Annotated in this window: 18 protein-coding genes; 10 read left to right on the forward strand and 8 right to left on the reverse strand. The window is 57.7% G+C overall.

What is annotated here, in order from left to right:
• Window positions 1–31: 31 nt before the first annotated feature.
• The 4 genes from HALTITAN_RS07490 to HALTITAN_RS07505 are packed head-to-tail and all read left to right on the forward strand — an operon-like array spanning window position 32 to window position 4082.
• On the forward strand, window positions 32–1189 hold the full coding sequence (locus HALTITAN_RS07490; RefSeq protein WP_009286733.1) for an amino acid ABC transporter permease: 1158 nt from the start codon (window positions 32–34) through the stop codon (window positions 1187–1189).
• A 9-nt stretch (window positions 1190–1198) separates the two neighbouring features.
• Window positions 1199–2299: an amino acid ABC transporter permease gene (locus tag HALTITAN_RS07495; protein WP_152419247.1), complete on the forward strand. Its 1101-nt coding sequence runs from the start codon at window positions 1199–1201 to the stop codon at window positions 2297–2299.
• Window positions 2296–3090, forward strand: coding sequence for an amino acid ABC transporter ATP-binding protein (locus HALTITAN_RS07500; RefSeq protein WP_051051930.1), 795 nt, complete (start codon window positions 2296–2298; stop codon window positions 3088–3090). Before HALTITAN_RS07495 ends, HALTITAN_RS07500 begins: the two co-directional genes overlap by 4 nt.
• Window positions 3087–4082: an isoaspartyl peptidase/L-asparaginase family protein gene (locus tag HALTITAN_RS07505; RefSeq protein ID WP_009286735.1), complete on the forward strand. Its 996-nt coding sequence runs from the start codon at window positions 3087–3089 to the stop codon at window positions 4080–4082. The genes HALTITAN_RS07500 and HALTITAN_RS07505 overlap by 4 nt, the downstream gene beginning before the upstream one ends.
• Before the next feature lie 308 nt (window positions 4083–4390).
• Here the strand turns inward: HALTITAN_RS07505 and HALTITAN_RS07510 are convergent, their stop codons facing one another.
• From HALTITAN_RS07510 to HALTITAN_RS07535, 6 genes are all read right to left on the reverse strand, one after another.
• The gene (locus tag HALTITAN_RS07510; protein WP_009286736.1) at window positions 4391–5500 is read right to left on the reverse strand and encodes a pyridoxal phosphate-dependent aminotransferase; all 1110 of its coding nucleotides are present in this window, start codon (window positions 5498–5500) and stop codon (window positions 4391–4393) included.
• 22 nt (window positions 5501–5522) lie between these two features.
• Window positions 5523–6905 (reverse strand): FAD-binding oxidoreductase, encoded by a 1383-nt coding sequence (locus tag HALTITAN_RS07515; protein WP_009286737.1) that lies wholly within the window; start codon window positions 6903–6905, stop codon window positions 5523–5525.
• Window positions 6906–6969: 64 nt separating this feature from the next.
• Window positions 6970–8610: an ABC transporter ATP-binding protein gene (locus HALTITAN_RS07520; protein WP_039858657.1), complete on the reverse strand. Its 1641-nt coding sequence runs from the start codon at window positions 8608–8610 to the stop codon at window positions 6970–6972.
• Window positions 8611–8619: 9 nt separating this feature from the next.
• Window positions 8620–9453: an ABC transporter permease gene (locus HALTITAN_RS07525; RefSeq protein WP_008959734.1), complete on the reverse strand. Its 834-nt coding sequence runs from the start codon at window positions 9451–9453 to the stop codon at window positions 8620–8622.
• Window positions 9450–10430, reverse strand: coding sequence for an ABC transporter permease (locus HALTITAN_RS07530; protein WP_039858659.1), 981 nt, complete (start codon window positions 10428–10430; stop codon window positions 9450–9452). Before HALTITAN_RS07530 ends, HALTITAN_RS07525 begins: the two co-directional genes overlap by 4 nt.
• 76 nt (window positions 10431–10506) lie before the next feature.
• On the reverse strand, window positions 10507–12063 hold the full coding sequence (locus HALTITAN_RS07535) for an ABC transporter substrate-binding protein (protein ID WP_039858662.1): 1557 nt from the start codon (window positions 12061–12063) through the stop codon (window positions 10507–10509).
• A gap of 210 nt (window positions 12064–12273) precedes the next feature.
• Between HALTITAN_RS07535 and HALTITAN_RS07540 the strand changes: the two genes are divergently transcribed.
• Both HALTITAN_RS07540 and HALTITAN_RS07545 read left to right on the forward strand, forming a co-directional pair.
• Complete coding sequence (locus HALTITAN_RS07540) at window positions 12274–12999, forward strand: GntR family transcriptional regulator (RefSeq protein ID WP_039858664.1); 726 nt, start codon at window positions 12274–12276, stop codon at window positions 12997–12999.
• On the forward strand, window positions 12977–14005 hold the full coding sequence (locus HALTITAN_RS07545) for a histone deacetylase family protein (RefSeq protein ID WP_027957404.1): 1029 nt from the start codon (window positions 12977–12979) through the stop codon (window positions 14003–14005). Before HALTITAN_RS07540 ends, HALTITAN_RS07545 begins: the two co-directional genes overlap by 23 nt.
• 3 nt (window positions 14006–14008) lie before the next feature.
• On the opposite strand, the gene HALTITAN_RS07550 is transcribed toward HALTITAN_RS07545, so the two are convergent.
• Both HALTITAN_RS07550 and HALTITAN_RS07555 read right to left on the reverse strand, forming a co-directional pair.
• A complete protein-coding gene (locus tag HALTITAN_RS07550; protein WP_022520049.1) occupies window positions 14009–14314 on the reverse strand; it encodes a helix-turn-helix domain-containing protein in 306 nt (101 codons plus the stop codon).
• Window positions 14307–14681: a type II toxin-antitoxin system RelE/ParE family toxin gene (locus HALTITAN_RS07555; protein WP_022520048.1), complete on the reverse strand. Its 375-nt coding sequence runs from the start codon at window positions 14679–14681 to the stop codon at window positions 14307–14309. The genes HALTITAN_RS07550 and HALTITAN_RS07555 overlap by 8 nt, the downstream gene beginning before the upstream one ends.
• Window positions 14682–14846: 165 nt before the next feature.
• On the opposite strand from HALTITAN_RS07555, the gene HALTITAN_RS07560 reads away from it, so the two are divergent.
• The 4 genes from HALTITAN_RS07560 to HALTITAN_RS07575 are packed head-to-tail and all read left to right on the forward strand — an operon-like array spanning window position 14847 to window position 21251.
• Window positions 14847–18512, forward strand: coding sequence for an ATP-binding protein (locus tag HALTITAN_RS07560; protein ID WP_009286739.1), 3666 nt, complete (start codon window positions 14847–14849; stop codon window positions 18510–18512).
• On the forward strand, window positions 18509–19144 hold the full coding sequence (locus tag HALTITAN_RS07565) for a condensin complex protein MksE (protein WP_009286740.1): 636 nt from the start codon (window positions 18509–18511) through the stop codon (window positions 19142–19144). Before HALTITAN_RS07560 ends, HALTITAN_RS07565 begins: the two co-directional genes overlap by 4 nt.
• The gene (locus HALTITAN_RS07570) at window positions 19141–20385 is read left to right on the forward strand and encodes a hypothetical protein (RefSeq protein ID WP_009286741.1); all 1245 of its coding nucleotides are present in this window, start codon (window positions 19141–19143) and stop codon (window positions 20383–20385) included. The genes HALTITAN_RS07565 and HALTITAN_RS07570 overlap by 4 nt, the downstream gene beginning before the upstream one ends.
• Window positions 20382–21251: a DUF7281 domain-containing protein gene (locus HALTITAN_RS07575; RefSeq protein WP_009286742.1), complete on the forward strand. Its 870-nt coding sequence runs from the start codon at window positions 20382–20384 to the stop codon at window positions 21249–21251. The genes HALTITAN_RS07570 and HALTITAN_RS07575 overlap by 4 nt, the downstream gene beginning before the upstream one ends.
• The last annotated feature ends 188 nt before the right edge of the window (window positions 21252–21439 follow it).

Genomic DNA, 21439 nt, shown 5'->3' on the forward strand with positions numbered 1-21439 from the left:
TCATCACACGGCCTAACAACAGGTAACACTTATGTGGACCAAGATTGTTCATAACGCCCGCGTACTCAGCGCATTACAGCAGTGTATTGTGTTAGCCGTTGTTGCTGTTGCTTTCTATGTGCTGATCACTAATGCCAGTGCGAATATTGATGCTTTAGGCATCGCCTCGGGATTCGGTTTTCTTCAAGAGCGGGCTGGCTATGCGATTAGCTTCCAACTGATTGACTATAGCCCGAATGATACCTATTTGCGTGCTTATGCAGTAGGGCTTCTCAACACATTACTTGTTTCAGTATTGAGTATTGTTTTCGCGACGATTATTGGTGTCTTCCTTGGTGTATGCCGCGTTTCTGAAAATTGGCTGCTTGGGCGTCTTAGCCACCTAGCAGTTGAGTTCCTCAGAAACGTGCCACTCATTGTGCATTTGATTTGGTGGTACGGGCTTATGCTGGCCCTCCCTAATGTTCGCCAAGCGATCTCTTTTCAGGATGGTGCCTTTCTTAGCAACCGTGGGTTGACCGTTGCATGGGCATCCGATGGTTCTTTAGTCGGCTGGGGAGTCGTGTCTATCATTGGAGGCGCTGTCCTCGGTTACGCACTGATTGCACGTTATCGAGCAGGTTTACAATGGAAGGGATTTGGCCCTCCAGTGTGGCCCGCGATATTGGCCGGTGCCGTCGTAGTTCCGATACTCGTATACCTCTTTACTGGTAGTTCCTGGCAATGGGATGTGCCGGTTTCGCGAGGTTTTGGCTTTGCAGGTGGGGTCAACTTACCACCCGAGCTACTGGCTCTTTGGTTAGCGCTATCCTTTTATAGCGCGAGCTATATTGCCGAGATCGTGCGGGGCTCGATTCAGTCTGTTTCACGCGGCCAGTACGAAGCAGCCCGCGCCTTAGGCTTCTCTGAAATGCCTACCATGCTGCGTCTGATCGTGCCCCAAGCAATTTACCCGATGGTTCCCCAAGTCACCAGCACCTACCTCAATATCATTAAGAATTCTTCTTTGGGCGTGGTCGTAGGCTACATGGAGTTAGTGTCTGCCACGGGAGGCACAACACTTAACCAGACTGGCCAGGCGATCGAATGCATTGCCTTAGTGATGGCTACCTACTGCGCTATTAGCCTCATTACATCGCTGCTGATGAATATTTACAACTACCGCATCAGCCTGCGCACCCACAGTTAAGGAGCGATGATGACCGTATCAGCTACACAAAGTCATAGCGGTGTACAAGTACCACCTCACCATCCTTTGGGGCATCAAGTGACTCGATGGATCAAGACGCAACTCTTCCCTACTCCATTTCAGTCTTGTTTGAGCCTGATCACATTGGTGCTATTGGTATGGTTCACTCCGCTCGCACTGGATTGGTTGCTGTTCTCCGCTACCTTTGTTGGCGACAGCAAGGCCGATTGTATCGGTGGCGGAGCCTGCTGGCTACCAGTGACACAACGTATCGAGCTGTTTGTCTATGGGTTTTATCCTGATACTGAAATTTGGCGCGTCAATATCGCGTTCGGTCTAGCAGCGGCAATTTTGCCTTTGCTGTATATCAAGCAAATTGATCGCCGCTGGGTGTTGGGATACCTAATCGTTCTTCCGTTTTTGATGTGGTGGCTTCTAAAGGGTGGTGTTGGCCTGCCCGAGGTCTCCTCAACGAAGTTTGCAGGGATTCTGGTTACCGTATTTCTTGGCGTAATCGGCATGCTATTCGCTCTGCCGATGGGGGTTCTGCTTGCCCTCGGTCGACGCTCTAATAAGCCGGTGATCAAACTACTTTCAGTACTTTATATCGAGCTCGTGCGCTCGGTACCGGTGATCACGCTGCTGTTTATGGCGTCGCTCATGATCCAACTGCTATTTCCCGAAGGGATGACCATCGACATTTTCCTGCGCGTGCTGATCGTGTTAATTATGTTCACTGCGGCCTATATGGCAGAAACCATTCGTGGCGGCCTGCAGGGCATGCCAAGTGGGCAATATGAAGCCGCAAAAGCCCTGGGTTTTTCCTATTGGAAAACGATGGGGCTGATCATTCTGCCGCAGGTCTTACGTAACACCATACCTCCATTGCTTACCCAGTTCATTGGTCTCTTCAAAGAAACCACCCTCGTCGTGGTGGTCGGCGTGCTTGATGTCGTCGGTATCGCGATGAGTACCACAGCAGCTCCTGAATGGCTCGGACTCGAGCATGAGGTCTACCTCTTCCTAGCCTTATTCTTTTTTACGATCTGCTTCACGTTGTCTCGCTACGCGCGACATTTGGAAAAACAAATGGAAAAGAGTCGCTCATGAGTACTGCATCTCAATTCAGCAGCACAGTATCAGCTAACCACGACACTACTGCGATTAGCATCGACAATCTCAACAAGTGGTATGGCGACTTCCACGCGCTAAAAAACATCTCTCTCAAGGTAACTAGTGGCGAGCGTATTGTGGTTTGTGGGCCGTCGGGGTCTGGAAAATCAACGTTGATTCGCTGCATCAATCAGTTGGAACGGCATCAACAAGGGTCACTGACCGTGCTAGGAGAAACGCTGGATGAAAACCGTAAGCGCCTGCAACGGATCCGGCGCAACGTCGGGATGTGTTTTCAGCATTTCAATCTTTTTCCCCACTTGAGCGTACTCAAGAATTGTACGCTGCCTCAAACTGCGAATTTGAGGGTTTCCCAGGCGGAGGCGATTGAGTATGCGCTGTCTCTTCTGGATCGCGTTCAGATGCGAGAGCACGCCAATAAATATCCTGGCCAACTCTCAGGTGGCCAGCAGCAGCGTATCGCTATAGCTCGAGCATTGTGTATGCGGCCAAAAATAATGCTCTTTGACGAACCTACTTCGGCACTAGATCCCGAAATGATTGCTGAAGTACTGGAGGTAATGGTGGATCTTGCCAATGATGGCATGACCATGCTGTGCGTCACTCATGAAATGGGGTTCGCGCGGCGCGTTGCTGACCGTGTTGTCTTTATGGATCAGGGCGAAATCGTTGAAGAAGCTCCACCGCAGCAGTTCTTTGATACCCCTCAGTCCGCCCGTACCAAGCGATTCCTTACACAGATTCTCGACCATGGAGTAACTGCATGAATAAGCCCCCTATCGCTATTGCGATTCACGGTGGCGCCGGTGTGCTAACCCCCGGGTTGTTGTCGCCTCAGGATGAGGACGCGATTCATGAGGCCTTGCGCCAAGCTATTGATGTTGGCCACCGGATACTAGCAGCAGGTGGCACCAGTCTGGATGCAGTTGAGGCCTGTGTCGTGTCGCTAGAAGAGTGTTCCTGGTTCAACGCAGGCAAAGGTGCTGTGTTCACTGCGGACGGCATTCATGAAATGGATGCTGCTATAATGAACGGAGCTGATCGGAGTGCAGGTGCCATTGCGGGTGCTCATTATGTCCGTAATCCGATCCGTGGAGCTCGTGCTGTTATGGAGCACAGTGATCATGTCATGTTGGCTGGAGAAGGCGCCGATCGTTTCTTGCGTGAACAGAATCAGCCTCAAGTAGCCAATGATTGGTTTGATACCGAGCTACGCCGTCGTCAATGGCAGGGCAACCGCTCTAGCTCAACAGCCCCCAGTCTCGAACCAAGCCACGCTGATCACCATATTGAAGAAACTGCGGTAAATGATAACTCGGGACATAAATTTGGCACCGTAGGGGCTGTTGCTCTTGATAGCCATGGTCATGTCGCAGCCGCCACATCGACCGGCGGCATCACTAATAAACGTTACTCACGTATAGGTGACACGCCGATTATTGGCGCGGGCACTTGGGCAGACGACCGTAGTGCAGCGATATCGGCGACAGGGCACGGTGAATACTTCATGCGTGCTGTAGTAGGGCATGACATAGCCGCCCGCATGCGCTTTGCTGGCCGCGATCTTCAGAGGGCCTGTGACGAAGTCGTCCATCAGGAGCTAAAAACGTTAGGAGGACAGGGTGGCGTTATCGCCGTGTCACCGAATGGAAAAACCCAGTTGAGCTTCAATACACCTGGCATGTATCGGGCGTGGAGGGATGATTACGGTCAGCTTCACACTGCGATTTATGCAGAAGACGACCGAGTGCATGGTTAATCAGGTATGAAGGAAAAAAGATAATGGGAAGCCAAAGGCTTCCCATTATGGTTCCTATAACCCGGAACTCAATCAATAAGTGAAGCACCTGCGGTGTTGGGTACTTAGTCCTTTGCCCAGCAACGAGGGACACTGGTCTAAACGATTATTCGAGCTTCAAAACCCTCTGGACTGATCATTCCGATTACACTATGCAGCCGCTGCTTGTTGTAGTCGATCTCCTTTTCTTCGGTGGTTTGTCATGCAGCTATACTTTGCTTTAAGAAATTCTGGTTAGCAATCTGCTCGCTTATAATTTACCCATTGAATCAGGCGTGTTCTTTAATAGCCTGTTCGAGAGCGGCTAATCTCCCCGGCTCCAGCGCTGCTTGTACCGCCGTAATACGTATTACATTGGCCAGCTCTGGGTGCGCCAAACGAGCGACCAAAACGCCTTCAGCGAGCAGTTGCTGATGTACCTCGGCGGCGAGTTCCGCGCTAGGTAAGCGAATGCCGATAAAGTTGGTGGCGCTGGGGAGTACGTCGGCACCGAGTGAGCGAAAGTGCTCTGCCAACTGCTCACGGCGGGCTTTTACATCGGCGACGTGTTGGTGAACCTCGTCAGGGTGGTCGAGTACCACTTCCGCAGCGGCCAGGGTCAATGACGATACCGCGTAGTGAATGCGCACCTTCATCATCATCGCCAGCACGTCAGGGTCGGCGATGGCGTAGCCAATGCGTAGACCCGCCAGGCCATGAGCCTTGGAAAGCGTGCGTAGGCGAATCACTCCCGGTATTGCTTTGGCAGCGAACTCGCTGCCCGCGTCATCACGAAAATCCCCATAGGCTTCATCCAGCAGCAGCCAGCAGGTGTCGGGCAGCTCCTCGCGCAGTTTGAGAATGGCGCTGTCGCTATGTAAGTGGCCGCTGGGGTTATCCGGGTTGGCCAGATACACCAGTCGTGCGTTTTCCTGATGGGCAGCGGCGGCCAGAGCTTCCAGGTCGGGGGCCAGCACGCCGGGCGCTTCATAATAGCTGGGCTCTACCAGGTTACAGCCCTGGCCTTTGGCAAAATAACCCAAGGTGGGGTAAGTGCCTGCGGTGCTCACCACGGTTTCACCCGGTTCGCAGGTGGTGCGCAGGGCCAGGGCAATCAAACTATCGGCACCGGCATCTACCAGCAGGGTTTCAAGCGCCATACCCTGTTGTTCGCTAATACGTTTGCGAACACCCAGCGCCTCGGCGTCGCCGTAGCAGTAAACGTGTTCGACCAGCGCATCGCCAAAGTGATCGCGCAGGGCGCGGTGAGGCATATCCAGGCCTTCGTTAGAGCCCAGCCGATGGGGGATTACCTTGCCAAGTCGGCGTTCTAGCACCTTAATGCCCGGAAATGGATTAGCAGGGCCTTCACTCAGTAAGTGGTTGGGGTAGCGGGGCATGTTGATATCCTAAAAACAATTATTAACTCAATATTTTACCGCGATTGAGAAGGCGATGTGGGTCTAGCGCCTGCTTGAGCGTATGCATCAATTCAATCTCGGCGCTGGAGCGGCAAGTGGCGAGCCAGGGGCGCTTCTCCAGGCCAATGCCATGCTCGGCGGAAACTGAGCCGCCCAGCGTTGCCAGCGGCTGGTAAACCATGGCTTCAACCTCTCGCCGCACTTCGATCTCAGCGCTCCCCACGCTAACGGAAATATGAAGGTTGCCATCGCCGAGATGACCAAATACCACCAGTTTCGCCTCTGCCCAGCGCTGGGTTAGCTGTGCTTCCAAGGCATTGGTGTAGCGCTGCATATCGGCAATCGGCAGGCTGACGTCGAAGGTGAGTACCGGCGCCAAGCCTTTGACCAGCCCCTCGATATCTTCACGAATCGCCCATAGTCCATCGCGTTGGGTAGTCGACTGCGCGATCACCGCATCGACAATCAGCTCGCTCTCTAACGCACTTTCTAATGCTTCGCTGAACTGAGTGGCATTGCGCTCGGTGTCGCTGCCCAGGGAATCAATGATCACATAAAACGGATGTTCAGTGGCAATCGGCGGAGTGTGGCGGCCCAGGGTTTCAGTGAGCAGCCGGTAGTGGTTTTGCCACATCACCTCAAAAGCGCCGAGGCCTCCGCCAAGCGCTTTGCCCATATGGCTGAGCAGCCCGGTAAGTGCCTCAAACGAGGGGCAGGCCACCATCGCCGTTTGCTCGCTTGGGGTAGGTGGCTGCAGGCGCAGCACTGCGCGGGTCACAATCCCCAGGGTGCCTTCGCTACCGATAAACAGCTGCTTTAAATCGAAACCGGCGTTGTTTTTCAGCATGTGGTTCATGGAGCTGACCACCCGACCATCGGCCATCACCGCCTCCAGGCCGAGCACTTGCTGGCGCATCATGCCGTAGCGAATGACCCGAACACCCCCGGCGTTGGTGGCGATATTGCCGCCAATGGTGCAACTGCCCCGGGCGCCCAGATCCAGCGGAAATTGCAGCCCGACCTCTTTAGCGGCTTCCTGAACCCGTTGCAGTGGTGCCCCGGCCTGAACACTAAGCGTACCGCCTACCTGGTCTATCTCTTCAATCGCGGTCATCCGCTCTAGCGATATCACCAGCTCATCTGGGCTCGCCTCAGCGCCGTGTACCAAGCCTGTTAGGCCACCGTGGGTCACCACCGGCTGCTGCACCTGATGGCAAGCGCGCATCACCGCGGCGACTTGTTCGGTATCCGCCGGGCGTACAATAGCGCCTGCCTGGCAGGGCGCGCCGGTCATCCAATCGACACTGCGGCTAATAACATCGTCGCCCGTTAATACGTGGGTCGGGCCGACAATGGCGCGCAGAGCCTCCAGGGTTATGTGCATGTGTGTTCCTTAACGTGTCTTGTCCATTCGGTAAACTAGCTTTTGAAAAACCTGCTTTGCAAACTTATGCGGTTGCCGCCACGGGCGCTTCGCGGCCGGGAATTGCCTTGAGCAGGTCTTGGGTATACGCCTCTTTTGGGGCGAGGAAAATCTGCTCGGCGCTGCCTTGCTCGACAATTCGGCCATGCTGCATCACCACGATGCGGTCGCAGATATGCGCGGCGACGCGTAGGTCGTGGGTAATGAACAGCAGCGAAAGCGAGAGGCGCTGTTTCAGCTCTTCCAACAGTTCCAGCACTTGGGCCTGAATCGAGACATCCAGCGCCGAGACGGCCTCGTCCGCCACAATCAGCTCGGGGTTGAGCGCCAGCGCACGGGCAATGCCGATGCGCTGGCGTTGGCCGCCAGAAAATTCGTGGGGGAAGCGCTCCACGGCGCTGGCGCCCAAGCCCACCATGTCGAGCAGTTCGCCGGCCTGTTTAAGCGCCGCGGCTTTGGGTGTGCCGTTGGCAATCGGCCCCTGGGCTATCGCCATGCCCACTTTGGTGCGTGGGTTGAGCGAGGCGTAGGGATCTTGGAAGATCATCTGCACCCGGTGGCGTTCCCGGCGCAGCGCATCGCCTTTGAGCTGGGAAAGGTTCACGCCATCCAGAAGCAGCTCGCCGCTGTCCGGGTGCTCCAAGCGCACCACGCAGCGCCCGAGGGTGGACTTGCCGGAACCGGATTCGCCTACGATGCCCACCGTTTCACCCCGCGCCAAGGTGAGCGATACATCTTCTAGGGCACGCACTTCGCGGGAAGGTTTAAGGAATCCGCCCCGGGAGCGAAAGATCTTATTGAGCTGCTTGATCTCCAGCAGCGGGGCGACTTGGCTGGTTTCACGGTGGGGCGGCACCGCATTGCTGGGAATCGCGGCAATCAGCGCTTGGGTATAAGCGTCTTGAGGGTTCTCAAGCACCGGCTTGACGTCCCCCAGTTCGACAATCTTGCCGTGGCGCATGACGCAGACGCGGTTGGCGATTTCGGCCACCACGCCAAAGTCGTGGGTGATAAACATCACCGACATGCCGCGCCGCTGCTGAAGGTCGCGAATAAGCTCAAGGATCTGCGCTTGGGTCGTCACATCCAGCGCCGTGGTGGGCTCATCGGCAATGAGTAGAATGGGCTCCAACGCCAGCGCCATGGCGATCATGACCCGCTGGCGCTGGCCGCCGGAAAGCTCAAACGGGTAGGCGCGAATGGCCTTCTCCGGCTGTGGAATGCCCACTTCGATCAACAGCTCCAGGGCGCGGGCTTGGCGTTCTTTGGGGGTGAACTGGCCATGGGCCTCGAACACTTCAGCAATTTGCGCGCCTACCCGCATCAGTGGGTTTAGGGCGGTCATTGGCTCCTGGAAGATCATGCCGATTTTTAGCCCGCGCAGGGCGCGGTGCTGCTTTTCCGACAGGGCAAGTAAATCCTGCCCTTCAAAGAGTATCTCACCATGGGTGGCGTTCACGCCCTTGGGCAGCAGCCCCATCACAGCGTTGGCGGCCATCGATTTACCGGAGCCGGACTCACCCACTACGCACATGATTTCGCCGCGCTTCACCTCGTAGCTAACGTCCTCCACCGCCAGGGCGCGATCCGCTCCTTTGGGGAGCGAAATGTTGAGGTCGCGAATGCTGAGGACGGTGTCAGCCGATTGATTCTCTGTAATAGGCATATAAAGTCCTTAGCGCTCACGTGATAGTTTGGGGTTCAAAGCGTCGTCTAACCCTTCACCCACCAGATTTAGCGCCAGTACGGTGAGCAGAATCGCCACGCCAGGGAAGAAGCTCAGCCACCATGCCTGGCGAATCACCGTGCGCGCAGCGCCGATCATATAGCCCCAGGACATAACGTTCGGGTCGCCCAGGCCGAGAAAAGACAGCGCCGACTCCAGCAAAATCGCGGTGGCCACCATTAGCGAGGCCAGCACGATAATCGGCGACAGCGTATTGGGCAGAATCTGACGCAGAATAATCGTGGTGTTGGACTGGCCGACCAGGCGCGCGGCTTCGACATACTCGCGGTTGCGCAGCGACATAAATTCAGCGCGCACTAAACGGGCCACCGGCGGCCAACTGACAATCGCAATCGCCAACACAATCGAGGTGATGCTGGGCTGCATAATCGCCACCAGTACAATCGCCAGCGCGAAGTTGGGAATGGTCTGGAAGAACTCGGTAAAGCGCATCAGTACGTCATCAATGATTCCACCGTAGTAGCCCGCAATGGCCCCCAAGGGAACGCCAATCAGCAGCGCCACGCTGGTGGATACCAGCCCAATCAACAGCGATACCCAGGCGCCATGCATTAAGCCTGAGGCCACGTTGCGGCCCATGGTGTCGGTGCCAAGCGGAAAGCCATCTTGCGAGAGCGGCGGCAAAAAGGGCCGCTGCACCATGCGCCAGGGCGATTCAGGAAACAGCAACGGTGCCAGTATCGCCATGGCGATAATCAGCAGCAGGATGATCAGGCCGACGAGGGCGCCACGGTTTTGCGCGAAGCGTGCGAAAAAGCTCATGCGGCCCCCTTCTTGATGCGTGGATCAGCCAGGCTGTAGACCAAATCGGTAATGATATTGAAGACGATGACCAAGGCCGCCGAGAAGAAGAAAATCCCCAGCAGCAGGTTGTAGTCGCGCTGCTGTAGCGCTTCGAACATCAGCCGCCCGATGCCGGGCCAGGCAAACACGGTTTCGGTCAGGATCGCCCCGCCGACCATCTGCCCCGCCTGCAGGCCCGCTAACGTGATGATCGGCAGCAGGGCGTTACGCAACACATGGCGGCGCTGGATAATGCTGGGCTTCAAGCCTTTGGCGCGGGCGGTTTTGACGTAATCCTGCTGAGCGGCATCCAACATCGAAGTGCGCGTCATGCGGGTGTAAATCGCCATAAAAAATAGCGCTAAGGTGGTCGCTGGTAGTACCAAGTGCTTGACAACATCGAGCACCAGCGCAAATCCCGTATGGCCTGCCCCCACGGTATAGAGGCCGTAGGCGGGCAGCCAGCCCAGGTAGACGGAAAACACCATCACCGACATCAGTGCGACCCAGAACAGCGGCGTGGCGTAGAACACCAGCGCCAGCGCCATGATCAGTGATCCAGAGGGTTTCTTGACTCGTGCCGCGGCCATGGAGCCCGCCACGATGCCCAGCACCAACGAGAGCACGAAGGCAGTGCCAGTCAGCAATAGGGTGGCAGGTAAGCGATCCATAATCAGATCAAATACAGGGACGCCCAGCCGGTAGGAGTAACCGAAGTCGAGCATGGCGATACCTGATATATAGCGCCACAGCTGCACATACATCGGCTGGTCGAGCCCAAAGCGCTCGCGCAGTTGGTTGAGAAACTCCTGATCCGCGGCACCCGCTTCACCGGCCAGAATGGCGGCCGGGTCACCGGGGGCCAGCTGAATCAGCAGAAAGTTAAAAATAACGATTAAAAACAGCACAATCACGGCTTTAAACAGCCGCATCAGAATGAGGCGCGCGTAAACCATAAGTCGTTTCCTGACGAATACCTTCAAGACATAGCTTAAAAACCCAGGTAGCTCGCGCTACCTGGGTGGCTTGGGTTTAGCGATCTAGCCAAGCATCTTTAAAGCCGTCGTTGATACCCACGCCGGAGGTGACGAGGTTCTGCACATCACAGCGGTACAGGGTCGGGAAGCCCAGTTCCATCAGCCAGCCAACGGGCACGTCTTCATGGAGGATTTCCTGTACTTCGCGGTAAAGTTTTTCGCGCTCTTCGTCGGGGAAAGCCGTGGCGGCCTCGTTAAACAGCTCGTCGACGCGCTCGTTTTCGTAGCCTTCCACGTTATTCCAGGGCGAGCCCTTGGCAATGTTGTCGGAAAGGTAGGTGCGTGAAATACCCAGTGCCGGGTCGCCGTACTGGTAGAGATAGGTAAAGGCGAGGTCGTAATCCCAATCGCCCAGGCGCTGGTTCCAGCCGCCCACATCGGTGGCTTGGGTTTCAACGTTAATACCCACTTCGCGCAGGTTCTGCTGCACGGCTTCGGCCCAGCGGGTCCAGGTTTCGCCGTAGGGCAGCGGCAGAATAGTGATCTCTTCACCGTCGTAGCCCATTTCATCCAGTAGCTCACGGGCGCGTTCGGGGTTGTGATCGTAGGGTTCCAGGTCATCGTTCTGGAAGCGTGCATTGGAGCCGAAGGCGGAGAGCGGCACATTGCCCAGGCCGTTCCACAATACATCTTTGGCGAACTCGCGATCCATGGCGTACATCACCGCCTGACGGAAACGTTTATCCGCCGTGGGGCCTTCGCGGTTGTTCATCCACAGCATGGCAAAGGGGCTGAAGTACTCGTGGCCCTCTTCGGTCATGCAGACGTTATCCATCTCGGCCAGGCGGGGAATATCGAAGTTCTCGACGGTACCACTGGGCAGCACGTCAATGGTCTCGTTTTCGAACGCCACTGCACGGGAAGCGCCATCAGGAATAACGTGCCAGTTCACGCCATCCAGGTAAGGCAAGCCCTCTTCGTAATACTCTTCGTTCTTGACCAGCTCGATGACGGTGCCGCGTTCCCAATTGTCGAACTTGAACGGGCCGGTGCCAATGGGATGATCGTTGTGTTCGTTGTTGCGGAAATCGGTACCCGCATAAAGGTGTTCGGGCACCATGGTAAAGGTGCCTGCTTCAAAGGAGAGCAGGAAAGGGCCGAAAGGCTGGGTAAGGGTAAATACAACGGTGTGGTCGTCGGTGGCTTCGATGCTTTCCACGTGCTGGAGCACGGCGCGGGCACTGGGGTTCAACTCGCGGTGGAAGACATCGGCGGAGAACACCACGTCTTCGGCGGTAAAGGCTTCGCCGTCATGCCAGGTAACGCCTTCACGCAGATGGAAGGTGTAGGTGCGGCCATCGTCGCTGACCTCCCACGACTCCGCCAACTGCGGCATGGGTTCCAGGTCGGTGGAGTAGCGCAACAGGCCTTCGTAGATATTGCCCGAGACGGTACGGGTGGGTGCGTTCTGAACCATGCCCAGCACCAAGCCCGGCGGCTCCGGCTGGATAATGGTGTTAACCACACCGCCCTCTTTGGGGTCATCAGCCAGGGCGGCGGAGGTGAAAGCGAGTGCTGCAGCGGAAATAGCCAAAGCTAAAGGTTTTTTCATGTTTCCTGCTCCTCGGTTATTAGCACGTAATGAGGTTACGTAGTCGTTAGGCGAGCGAGGCGTGTCAGACCCGGTTGTGATGTTTGTTAGGGATCTGTTTTGACCATAGCAGCACTTGGTAAAACTGTCGACAGTCGGCAATCGTTCGTCGACAAGTGGCTTTTTTTCGTCATACTGGGAAGAACACGTCATATCCCATGAGTGAATGCGATGGCCTCACCAACGGCGGCTCCCAGGGCCTTTATCCAGCAGCAGAACCTGGTCGAGCAAGTAGCTGACTATTTAACCCAAGCGATTATTCAGCAACACTTTTTACCCGGCGAACGGCTCTCGGAAGTGCAGCTCTCCCGCGACCTGGGTGTTAGCCGCGCACCGGTTCGCGAGGCCGCTCGTTTGCTGGAAAGCCGTGGTTTATTGATCTCGAAACCGCGTCGAGGCTTCTTTGTTCGCGCGTTGAATGCCGTTGAACTCGAAGATGTGTTTGATTTGCGGCTCTGCCTTGAGCGCCACGCGATCGAACGCCTGGCAGAACGCTATACCGCCGATGCCCAGCGCGCGCTCAAGCAGCAAGTAGAGGTGCTATGTGAAGCGGCAGCCGGGAACGATGGCACCCGCCGCATCGAGGAGGATTTGCAGTTTCATCGACTGATGCTGCATTACGCAGGTAACGAGCGTCTGCTGCGCGCCTTTGACGACCTGTCCCATGAGCTGCGCCTCTGCATCACCCTAATTACCAAAACCCATGAAGCCCCCGACACCATCGCCACCAGCCACTTTAAGTTGCTTGACGCGCTGGATAGCGGCAGCCCTGACGCCTGTCGTGAGGCGATTGACTACCACATAGGCGTTGCTCGTGATTTTGTGGTCAAGGGTGTGGGCGAAACCGGAGATAGCTCTGATGAAGATAGTGCCGATGAAGACGTTCTTCCACGCTGACCAACTGCTTCATCAGCCGCAAACCTACTTCTCCCGGGGCAAGATGCGCACACCCCAGGAAGTGCCCGAGCGTGCCACGCACCTACTGGCAGCCGCCAAACAGCTAGGGTTTGATATTCAAGCGCCCGCGGATCATGGCGTGGCGCCGTTAAGGGCGGTGCATTCGCTGGCCTATTTGCGCTTTCTCGAAAGTGCCCATCGGCGCTGGCATGCCCTCGGCGAGGATTGGGGTGAAGAAGTTATTTCCAATATTTTTGTGCGTTCGCCCAATGCTCTGCGCGGCATCTTGGCGGAAGCCGGGCGTTACTTGGCTGACGGTAGCGCTCCCGTGGGCCAGCACACTTGGCAGTCTGCTTATTGGTCGGCGCAGAGTGCGGTCGCCGGGGCTGAGGCTTTATTAGCCGGGGAGCGATTTGCCTATGCGTTATCGCGCCCGCCGGGCCACCACGCGGGCATCGATTCCGCCGGTGGCTTCTGCTTTCTCAATAATGCCGCCATTGCCGCGCAGCACCTCACCTCGCGCTACCCGCGCATCGTCGTGTTAGACCCGGATATGCACCATGGGCAGGGGATTCAGGAGATTTTCTACCAGCGCGACGATGTGCTGTATATCTCGATCCACGGCGATACCACCAACTTCTACCCAGCGGTGACTGGTTTTGAAGACGAGCGCGGGCAGGGGGGCGGGCTGGGCTATAACCTCAACCTGCCGATGCCCCATGGATCAGAGGAGTCGGTGTTCTTTGACCGCGTGGAGCAAGCCTGCCAAGCCATCCGCCTGTTCGAACCGGACGCCATCGTGCTGGCGCTGGGGTTCGATATCTACGAACTTGACCCTCAAGCCAAGGTCGCCGTTTCTACCGCGGGTTTTGCTGAGCTTGGCCGCAGGGTAGCGGGCCTGAACGTACCCACGCTGGTGGTGCAGGAAGGCGGTTACTATCTGGAAGGACTGGAAGCCAACGCGGTGAGTTTCTTCGAGGGGTTGCTTGGCAACAAAACGCCCTGACGATTAAGCCAGTATTTCCAAGCCCTTTTCGGCCACCAGGTTCAGCAGCTTAAGCGAAGGGCCATTGGGTTTCTTCTGGCCTTGCTCCCACTTTTGAACCGTGGATACACTGGTATTCAGGTAGGCCGCAAACACGCCTTGGCTGGCGTGATTCTTGGTGCGAATCCGCTTGATCTGTATGGCTGTGTACTCTTTTACTGGCGGCAGGCAGAGCGCATCGAACTCGCGCAGCGTGGTTTCTTTCATCACACCAGCCGCGTGAAGATCTTGAGCCGTTTCATGCACCATATCTAAGATTGATTTATCCATCGTTTTTTACCTCAATCAATGCGCCATGCTTAATGGCTTCGGCTAATGCTTTCTCACCGTAGCCCAGTAATTCTTTTGCTAAATGTTTTAACGCTTTAAGCTCTTCGGCACTGATGTTAGCGCGGGCATTTTTGGCAAAACCATAAACAAAGAACGCCTTATTACCGATCTTATAAGCCAACAGGGTTCTGGCCCCGCCGCTCTTGCCTCGACCACCGATTGCCACGCGTTTTTTCACCACATGACCACCTAGGTCAGCATCAATCAGGCCGCGCTCCATTTCCTCAACTGCGGCTAGCAAAGCAGCATCATCCAGTCCTTCCTTTGCTGCCCACTTACTGAACACTTTGTTTTTAAATACTCGCATCTGATACCTGTACTGTTATCCTCAATATATAGCACTAAGTGTTATAGTGAGCCAGCTTTTTTTAGCCGCGTAGCCGCTTTGGTCTGTGTCTGGCAAACTAGCCACTTTCAGCGATCAGCAAAACGATCCGGATAGCCATTGAAATAGTCATCGAAAGGACACGGCATGGCCCACCTGCTACGCATCGTGATGATTCACGGCCACCTGGAAGGCGTGGTCGAACTGAGTGTGGACGGCCACACCAATATTTGCGGCACCAACGCCTCCGGTAAAACCACGCTACAACGCCTGGTGCCGGTGTTCTATGGCGAATTACCCAACAAGGTCGTGCCCAAGACGCGCATGAAGTTCGACGCGTTTTATTTGCCCCACCGCAACAGCTACCTGGTGTACGAATACCGCCGCGAAGCGGGCAACATCTGCCAAGCGGTGCTGACCCGCAAGGCCGAGGGCGGGGTGGAATACCGCTTTGTCGGCGCGCCCTACCAGCCGGAAGACTATCTGGTGGAAAGCGACGCAGGCGTGGCGGCGCTGGACTACACCCAGTGGGCCAGCGGCCTGCGCCGCAACGGCACACCGGTGTCGCCCAAGCTGGGCGCTACCTCTGAATTTCGCTCGGTGATCCAGAACGACTTTACCCAACTGCACGGCAACAGCCGCGATGGCCTCAAGCTGCGCCAGATCGCGTCGCAGTTCAGCCTGGTCAAACCCGAGCGGCGCATCCGCCATATCGAAAAGCTGGTTTCTGCGGTGCATGCCAAAGAGGGCAAGATGGACACCCTCAAAACCATGCTGGCGGCGATTTTCGAAGAGGATGGCGTTGAACTCCCGGTAACCCGGATTCGCAACACCAAGGCGCGGGAGTGGATTGCCCAAATGCGCCAATCCATGCGCCTGGAACCGCTGCAGGCATCGCTGGCCCGACTTGCCGGTATCGACCGTGAACTCGCCGACCTGGATGCCACGCTGTGGCAACTGAAACCCCAGCTGGAAGACGACCGCCAGCAAGCAGAGCGCCGTATGACCGATGTGGATGCTGAGCTTGCCCGCCACCAGCGCGAATTCCAGCAGCGGGAGAGCGACTACGCCGAAGCACGGGATAAGCTGAACGACCGCCACAGCGAAGTGGTCAGCGATCTGCAGCAGACCCAGCGCCGCCTTAATGACCTGCAAACCCAGTACGAGCAATACGCCGATGCGGACATGCCCGCCCTGGAGCGCGACATCAACGCGCTGCCCCAGTGGCGGGAGCAGCGCGACCAGCTGCGCGCCCACCTGAACGTGATGCAGGACGCGGTAAAAGAGAGCCAGGCGCGCCTGGACGGTCGGCTGCGCGAATTGTCTGAGGCGCTGGCCCGCCAGACCCGTGAATCCCAGGAACTGATCGACGCCCTGGTCGAAGAGAAAGCCCTGCGCCGGGAGCAGCAGTGGGAATCCGAACAGCAGCTCAACGAGCGCTACCAGCAGGAGCGCCAACGCCTGGAGGGCGAGTACCAGGCGCAGTTGGAACTCGGCGTCGAACAGCTAGCCGAACTAAAAGCCCAGCTCTCGCTCTCGACTCAGACCGCTGAAGAGGCTTCCGAGGCGGAGCTTGCCCAGGCGCGTCTGGATCAGGCCCAGCAGGAGCGCAACGCATCGGCTGCTACCCTGGATGGCCTGCGCCGGGAGTTTGAAAGCCGAAAACGCGAGCGCGACAGTGCCGAACAGCAACTGGTGCAACTTCGTCAGCAGTTGGAGCGCGCCGAGCAGCGCTGCTTCGCGCTCTATCAGCAGCGCGACCCGGAGCAGGGCAGCCTGCGCCATTTCCTGCGCTATCACCGCCCCGGTTGGGAGCAGCAGTTAGGCAAGGTGATTGCGCCAGAGCTGCTAGAGCGGCGTGACCTCGCCCCGCAACTGGCAGAAGGCGCTAGCGATGATCTGTTTGGGCTGGCGGTGGATCTCTCCGCCATTGCCCTGCCCGATTACGCCCAGGATGAAGCCAGCCTGCTGGCCGCCATCGAAGAAGCGGATGGCGCCAAACGCCGGGTGCAGACCGAGAGCCAAGCCGCCGAGAAATCGCTCAAACAGCATAACGAGCGGGTGCAGCAGGCCGATGAAGCCCAGGATCAGGGCCGCATGGCCCACAAGCGCGCCGAGCAGGAAGTCGAGTTTGCGATAGAGGCCCGCCGCCAGCAGCAGGAGCGCCACACCAAGCGCCAGCAGGAGCGTCGCGCAGCGCATCAGACCGCGTTAGCCAGCCAGGAGCAGGCGCAGAAGGAGCTGCGCGAAGAGAAGCAGCAGGCGCTCGCCGCCCTTAGCGAGACCCACCAAAGCCAACTGCTGGAGCTCAAGGCCGACGGCCAGAGCCAGGTGGATAGCCTGGATGCCCAACTGCGCCAGTATAAGCAGCAGTTGAGCGACGCCAATGCCGAACACAAGCGCCAACGCACGGAACTGGAAGAGGCCTTTAGCCAGGAACTGGCCGAGCAGGGCGTTGACCCCGCCAAGCTAAAAGATACCAAGGAGCGGCTGGCAAGCCAGGATGAACGCATTCGCGTCACCGCCGCCCGCCAGGATGAGCTCACCGAGTACACCCGCTTTATGCGCGTCGAGTGGGGGCAGCATAAACCGCAGCTCGTCGCTCAAGAGGCAGAGCTGGAGCAAGCAGAGCAAAAGCTGCAGCGGGATAAAGAGCACCTGAAAAACGACTTCCAGGCCGCGCGCAAAACTCACCAAAGCACAGTCAGCACGCTGAAAACCCAGCGGGAGAGCGAATACGCCTGCCTGGAAGCCTTGAAGCCGCTACTCACCCAGCTGGAAGCTTTGGCCATCGAGCCCGACGGCCAAGCGCCCGGCACGCCCCTGGGCGATGTGGACGAGCGTATTGAGCGCGCCCGCCAGGCGCTGGGCAATCGCCACCAGCTCATCGAGCAACTGCGCCGTGGCTGCCTGGAGGTCGAAAGCCAACTGATTAAAGACGCCAGCAGCGGCTTTGCCGAAGCGCTGGAGAGCGAGCGTAGCAAGCTGCAGAGCGACAACCCGCGCCTACAGCTGCCGCTACTGCGCGACATGCTCAAGCTGCTGGAAGATCAACAGCAGCAGCTGATTCAGGAAGGCCGCAACCTGAGCGACGACCTGGATAAATTCTTCACAGTGTTCCGCGACCTGAACCGACGCATCAGCGCCCAAAGCCGCCGGCTTTCTGAAGAGGTTGCCGATGATCTGCGCCTGGAAGGCATCACCAAGGCCGAAGTGCGCATCCAGTCCACCATTGATGAGCTGGGCTTCTGGGAGCCGCTGAAGCTGTTTGCCCAGCGCTATAAAGAGTGGCGGGAATCCGGCCAGACGCTACCCAGCGACGACTACCTCAATGCCCTGGCGGACGTGGTCGATTTGCTGCGCAGCGACCAGCAGTACAGCTTCGAAAGCCTGCTGCGCCTGGAGCTGCACCTGAACGAAGGCGGCACCGATCTGGTGATCAAAAACGACCGCCAACTGCTGGAGTCCTCCAGCCATGGCATGGCGTATTTGATTCTGTGCAAGTTCCTGCTCGCCTTTACCCGCCTGCTGCGCGGCGATGCGGAGATCGCCATCCACTGGCCCATCGATGAGATCGGCACCCTGGCGTACCACAACGTCGAAAAACTGTTCGACGCCTGCGACAGCAACCGCATTCATATCGTCGGCGCGTTTCCCAACCCCGAGTCCGATGTGCTGCTGCTGTTCGCCAACCGCTACCTGATCGATCGCGATGAGGCCAACCCCAACAAGCGGGTGTTAAAACGCATCGAGCCACGGCTAAGCCGCTTGGCCGAACGGCTCCAGGAACGCCAGCAGGAGGTGACGGTATGATCGAACATGGCCCACTGCTAGAGCGCCTGCTGGCCGGGGAGTTTGTCTGCCCGATCAGCGATGAGAGCGGCTATCGCCATCTCACCAATGAAGAGACCCGGGAGGAGATCGATACCTACCTGCGGCCGCTTAACCGCCGCCTGGCCAGCAACGAAGATGGCAGCGTCTATTTTCTGGCCTGGCGTCAGCTCAATGACAACGCACGGGATCAGCTCTCCCGCCAGCTCGGCGATACGCTCAACAGTCTGCTGCCGCTGCTGGAGTGGCTGCAGCTGGTTCAAGAGGCGCTGGGCCGCGACACCCTGGCCGCCCCTGGCGATGTGCTCAAACCGGCGGAGTTCAGCGCCAAGTGCGAAGACAATCAAAGCCTGCGTGAACGCCTGGAGCGCCTGGCCACCGACAGCTTTTTTGGCTCGCAAAGTGAACAGCTCGACGCCCAGGTAAAGCAGGTCTTCAAGCGCCTGAAAGAGCACGGCTACCTGCTTCAGCCCCACGCCGAGCGGCAGGTATTCGTGGTCACCGGCAAGATCGACTACCTGGTGGATCTGGTGCGCTTTATTCGCGATGAAGAGAACCTGCCCATCGAAGAGGGCAGCGAGGAGGGCTCCGGTTCCCAGGAGGCCCTGCTGTGAGTTCGAACGGAGAACACGCCCTGGAAAGCCGCCTGCTCAAAACCGGCAGTGAGCGGCTAGCACTGCTCGGCAAGCACGCCGATGTACTGATGCAGGCCTACACCCGCGATGAGGTGCCACTGGAATCGCTCAGCGACAGCGCGCTGCGCAAGCTGCTGGCGGCGCGCATTCTATGGCGACCGGATGAGCAGAGCGGCGTGAAGCTGGCGCCCAAGGTGCGCGAACTGATCGCCGAGATGCTCGCCGACGAGACCCGTCGCCATGTGAATGCCGATGTAGCGGAAACCCTGGAGCTGATTCGCGCCCTGGTACATAGCTACCGGGAGGCGAGAAGCCGCGGCGAGCATTGGCGGCTGGAGCAGCAGTTGATGCGCCTGCGCCAGGAAGTCGACGACCTGAACGGGCGCTTCGCCGATGCCATCGACAGCCTATGGCAGCGGCTGAATAGCGATTTTGGTTTCGTCAGCCAGCTCAACGACAAGATCCGCGAAAACGACCGCGCCCAGAAGCAGATCGCAAGGCTGCTGGATGGCCTGGCGCTGATCGACTTCGACGAGCTGATCGAGCTAGTGGGCAGCGACGGCAGCCTGCGCAAGCTATTGATCAGCCAGCTCCAGCAGCAGTTAAGTAACCACTACACCGGCCTGCGCGAAGTACAGCGGCGCTTGATCGAGCTGATGGCGCGCTTTCGCAAGCAGCAGGCGCGCAGCCGCCTGATCAGCGGCATGGCCGCCTTTATGCGCGAACATCCTGGCTTTGTGCCGGGCAACTATGCACGGCGCAGCGAGGTGCCAGGGCTGGTCAATCAAGCCGCATCGCTAAGCGCCGCCGCCGCCCCGGCGCTGGATCGCAACCTGGATAGCCGATTGCTCGCCGAGCTGCTGCACCAGCTACCCCAGCCGCGCCACACCACGCAAACGGTTGAAGCCGCGGCGCCTGCCCAAGCGCAAGAGAGCAGCCTCGCCGCCGCCCGCCAGCAGGCGCTCAAGCAGGATGTGGAACACTTCTATTTAAGCGTGATCGACCAGCCCCAGGCGGAGCCGGTCAGCGCCCTTGAGTACCTGCGTGACAGCCCGCTGGAATGGCCGGATGAGATCTGGCTCTTCCAGGTGATTTCCGAATACCAGGGCCTGCCACGCAGTGATCAGAAGGCGTTCAGGCTGAAACAGCAGGAGAGCCAGGCCAGCCAATTCAATCACCTGCGCCTGATCCACGATGTAGAACTGCAGCTGGCCGTATGAACCTACCCAGCCGCGCACGCAATGGCCTTAACGGCGTCGCCCGCGAACTTCTCCGCCAGCCCACGGTGGAGAAGCCGCGCCGCCAGTGGGTAGACGACGTGGTGGCCTGGTGCCACCAGCACGACATTGACCTAGCCACGCGAATTAACAGTAAAGCGCTGCGTTTTGACGCCGCCTTTCTGGCGCAGATTAATGACGTTCTAGAGAGCGCCCGCATAGCGCCACTAGGCCGCTCACTCAGCGGCCTGACCAGCAGCGCACAAGCGAAAGAGGGAGTAGAGGAAGATAAAGCCACCCGCGAAAGTCCCCGTGCGCGGCGAGTACTCGTCAGCTTTCCGCCGCAGCCAACAACCGGGCTTGCCAACGAGGCACGGGCTATTCGCGATGTAAATGTACTGGGGCTAAAACTGAGCGCGTTCAGCGCTCTAATCCAGGTCGAAAACCTGGACAGCTTCTATGAGTTCTCGCCGGAACAACCAGCGCTAAGCGGCTACGCAAACCCGCTGGTCGTCTACCGCGGCGACAGTCATTACGGCGGCGGCTTTGCCTTACTCGCCGAGGCTTGGCATAAAACCCGCCGAACACACATCTACGCCGGTGACTTCGACGTAAAAGGCGTCACGCTAGCGCTGGACAGCAACGCCACTCACTTGCTCCTGCCCGATATCGAATGGCTCACCCAAAACGCCACGCCGCTGCATGTGCCTGCTGAACAGTTTCCTTACCAGCGAAGGCTGCGTAAGCACCTTGCCGCGTTGCCTTCCGCTCATCCATTGCGTGAGTACCTGACGCTGTTGCTGGAAAAGCAGCGGGGGTTAAAGCAGCAGTGGTTTGAGGGTGAGGTGGTGAGCGTGGCGCTCGGTTAGAATCAATCTTATGTGAACGGTTACTCACAAACCTCGTTATTACCTGTTTGACCTTGGGTTGGCTCATCAGCGCGGCGGTGGGATTAGGCAGAGCAAAACTTACCAGCACGCGAGTTTTGGCTACATCGCCAAATTTTTCTTTGCACACTCTGGAGTCGATGAGGTAGATTCAATCTGGTGGCGGTGAA

Source organism: Vreelandella titanicae BH1, from assembly GCF_000336575.1.
Taxonomy (GTDB): Bacteria; Pseudomonadota; Gammaproteobacteria; order Pseudomonadales; family Halomonadaceae; genus Vreelandella; species Vreelandella titanicae.